This is a genomic window from Terriglobales bacterium (genome assembly GCA_035624475.1).
In the GTDB taxonomy this organism is placed as follows: Bacteria; Acidobacteriota; Terriglobia; order Terriglobales; family Acidobacteriaceae; genus DASPRL01.
The window spans coordinates 1-3203 of record DASPRL010000071.1; the positions used below are offsets into that span (position 1 = coordinate 1).

Consider the following 3203-nt stretch of genomic DNA (forward strand, 5'->3'; position numbering starts at 1 on the left):
CGGCGATCTGGTCGAGTCCATGATGAAGCGGGGCGCGGGTGTGAAGGATTCCGGTGCGCTGCTCCCCGGCCACGGCGGCATGCTCGACCGCATCGATGCCCTGCTCTTCGCCGCTCCGGTGCTGTGGTACTATGCAGCCATATTGGCGGCCGCCAGCTAATCCCAGCCACTCCATGAAACGCCTTGCCATCCTGGGCTCGACCGGCTCCATTGGGCGGAGCACGCTCGCCATCGTCGAGTCCTTCCCCGAGCGCTTTCGAGTGGCCACCCTGGCCGCCGGCAACAACGTGGACTTGGCCTGCGAGCAGGCGCAGCGCTGGCAGCCGCGGCTCATCTCCATGGCACGTGAGGAAGACGCCGACCAGTTGCGTTCGAGATTCAAAGCCGCCGGGCTGACGATCGAGGTCGCGCACGGTCCCCAGGGGACGGTGCAGGTCGCCACCCATCCCGAAGCGGACTTCGTGGTCAGTGCCATCGTGGGCGTGGCCGGCCTGGAGGCCACCTACGAGGCGGTGAAGGCGGGCAAGAGCGTCGGCCTGGCCAACAAGGAGTGCCTGGTGGCGGCGGGCGAGTTGATCACTGCCGAGGCGGGTCGCCAGGGCAAGCCCCTGCTGCCCATCGACAGCGAACACAACGCCGTCCACCAGTGCATGCGCGGCGGGCGGCTCGAGGAGGTCGAGCGCGTCTGGCTGACCGCTTCGGGCGGGCCCTTCCTCAACACGCCCCTCAAGGACTTCGAGAACATCACCGTGGAGCAAGCGCTCAACCATCCCACCTGGAAGATGGGCAAGCGCATCACCATCGATTCGGCCACGCTGATGAACAAGGGCTTCGAGGTGATCGAGGCCTGCCGGCTCTTCCACCTGCCACCCGCCAAGGTGAGCGTGCTGGTGCATCCGCAGTCCACCATCCATTCGCTGGTGGAGTTCACGGACGGCAGCATCCTGGCGCAGCTTTCGGTGACCGACATGCGCCTGCCCATCCTGTACGCGCTCAGCTATCCCGAGCGCGTGCCCTCGGAGATGAAGTTCTCGCTGGCCGAATTGCGGCGCCTCGACTTCCAGCCTCCCGACCCGGAGAAGTTCCCCTGCCTGGGGCTGGCCTACGAGGCGGCGGAGGCGGGCGGCGCCAAGAGCGTGGCCCTGAACGCCGCCGATGAGGTGGCGGTGGCCGCCTTCCTGGACGGAGCTATCCGATTCAACGACATTGCGCGCATAATTAAGGACGTACTGGGTGAAACCCCGGCGCATGCCGCCGAATCTATACAACAGGTGCTGACCATGGACGCCGAAGCGCGGCGCCTGGCCCGGGAGCGGGTAGAAGGCCTGAGCCAGCGCTCCTCCCTGGCGCTCGGCCGCCGGTAGTCCCCAGAGGAAACCATCGCCATCATGTCTGTTCTGATCAGTGTCGTCGCGTTCGCCGTGGTGCTGGGTGTCATGATCGTGGCCCACGAGTTCGGCCACTTCGCGGTGGCCAAGCTCTGCGGCGTGCGCGTGGAAGTCTTCTCCATCGGCTTCGGCAAGCGGCTGTTCGGCTTCCGCCGCGGCGATACCGACTACCGCGTCGCCATGCTTCCCCTGGGCGGCTACGTGAAGATGGCGGGAGAAAACCCCATGGAGGAGCGCAAGGGCGATCCCCATGAGTTCCTCTCCAAGCCGCGCTGGCAGCGCTTCCTGGTCGCGGTGGCCGGCCCCGCCATGAACGTACTCCTGGCGATCGTGATCATGACCGGCGTGTACATGGTCCACTTCGAGACTGCCGAGTTCCTGACCAGGCCGGCGGTGGTGGGCTGGGTGGAGCAGGACAGCTCCGCCGCCAAGGCCGGCATCCAGCCCGGCGACCGCATCGTCCGCATCGATGGCGTGGACCAGCCCACCTGGGACGACGTCTTCCTGCACGTTGTGATCAACCCCAGCCAGTCCCTGCCCGTCACCGTGCAGCGCGGCCAGCAAACCATCGCTACCAACGTGACCCCGGAAACCGTGGGGGTGGAGCGCATGGGCGGCAACGTGGGCTGGGCCGCGGACCGGCCCCTCCTGGTGGCGGACGTGGATCCCGGCATGCCGGGAGCCAAAGCAGGCCTGCAGGCGGGCGATGAGATCGCCAGCCTCAACGGCACCCGCATGTGCTGCGTCGAGCAATTGCTCGACTATCTCGCTCAGAACAAGGACAAGCCGGTGCGCGTGGGCATCCTGCGCGCGGGCAAGCTTCTGGAGTTGACCGCCACCCCGGTGCTCAACACTATCAACGGCGATACCCGCTACCGCCTGGGCTTCGCCCCGGGCGACCGCATGATCGTGGAAAAGCTGCCCTTCCTGGCCGCCTTTGGGCAGTCCGTGGAGGTGAACAAGAGCTTTTCCTTCCTGTTCATCGAGGTGGTCAAAAAGGTGGTGGAGCGCAAGGTCTCGGTGAAGCAGTTCGAAGGCCCCATCGGAATCGGGCGGGCGGTGGGCGCGGCCGCGCAGCAGCCCGGCTGGCTGCCCCTGCTCTCCCTGACCGCCGCCATCAGCCTGCAACTGGGCATCCTCAACCTGCTGCCCATCCCCATCCTGGACGGGGGCATGATCCTGCTGCTCTTGATCGAGGGCACCATCCGCCGCGACATCAGCATGCGCATCAAGGAGCGCATCTACCAGGTGGCCTTTGTCTTCCTGGTGATGTTCGTGGGACTGGTCATCTACAACGACCTGGTCAAGGCGGTGCCCGGGCTGGCTAAGTACCTGCCCTGACGTCACAATCCCGCGTGATAAACTGATTTTTCCGTATGGCGAAGATCGAGCGCAGGAAGACGGTCACCGCCCTGGTGGGTGGGGTGCGGGTGGGCTCCGACGCCCCGGTGGTGGTGCAGTCCATGACCAACACCGACACCGCCGACGTCCCCGGCACGGTGGCGCAGGTAGCGGCGCTGGCGCGCGCCGGCTCCGAATTGGTGCGGGTCACGGTGAATAACGACGCGGCCGCCGCCGCGGTGGCTCCCATCGTGGAAGCTTTGGACCGCCAGGGCGTGCGCGTGCCTATCATCGGGGACTTCCACTACAACGGCCACATCCTGCTCAAGAAATACCCTGAGTGCGCGCGCGCGCTGGCCAAGTACCGCATCAATCCCGGCAACGTCAGCGTAGGGCGCAAGGACGACGACAACTTCCGCGCCATGATAGAGGTTGCGGTCGAGAACCAGAAGCCGGTGCGCATCGGCGTGAACT

Annotated in this window: 4 protein-coding genes; all 4 read left to right on the forward strand. The window is 66.1% G+C overall.

The annotated features are described in order from the left end of the window. On the forward strand, positions 1–160 hold a 160-nt coding region (locus VEG08_03210), incomplete at its 5' end, for a phosphatidate cytidylyltransferase (GenBank protein HXZ26989.1). A 13-nt stretch (positions 161–173) separates the two neighbouring features. Continuing rightward, positions 174–1364, forward strand: coding sequence for a 1-deoxy-D-xylulose-5-phosphate reductoisomerase (locus VEG08_03215; protein ID HXZ26990.1), 1191 nt, complete (start codon positions 174–176; stop codon positions 1362–1364). Positions 1365–1388: 24 nt separating this feature from the next. Further along, complete coding sequence (rseP, locus tag VEG08_03220; protein HXZ26991.1) at positions 1389–2729, forward strand: RIP metalloprotease RseP; 1341 nt, start codon at positions 1389–1391, stop codon at positions 2727–2729. Between the two features lie 35 nt (positions 2730–2764). Then, positions 2765–3203: flavodoxin-dependent (E)-4-hydroxy-3-methylbut-2-enyl-diphosphate synthase (locus VEG08_03225; protein HXZ26992.1), on the forward strand; the 439-nt coding region annotated here is incomplete at its 3' end.

Coding starts and splice junctions, on each gene's coding strand:
- VEG08_03215 (HXZ26990.1), top strand. CDS start 174: ATGAAACGCCTTGCCATCCTGGGCTCGACCGGCTCCATTGGGCGGAGC.
- rseP (HXZ26991.1), top strand. CDS start 1,389: ATGTCTGTTCTGATCAGTGTCGTCGCGTTCGCCGTGGTGCTGGGTGTC.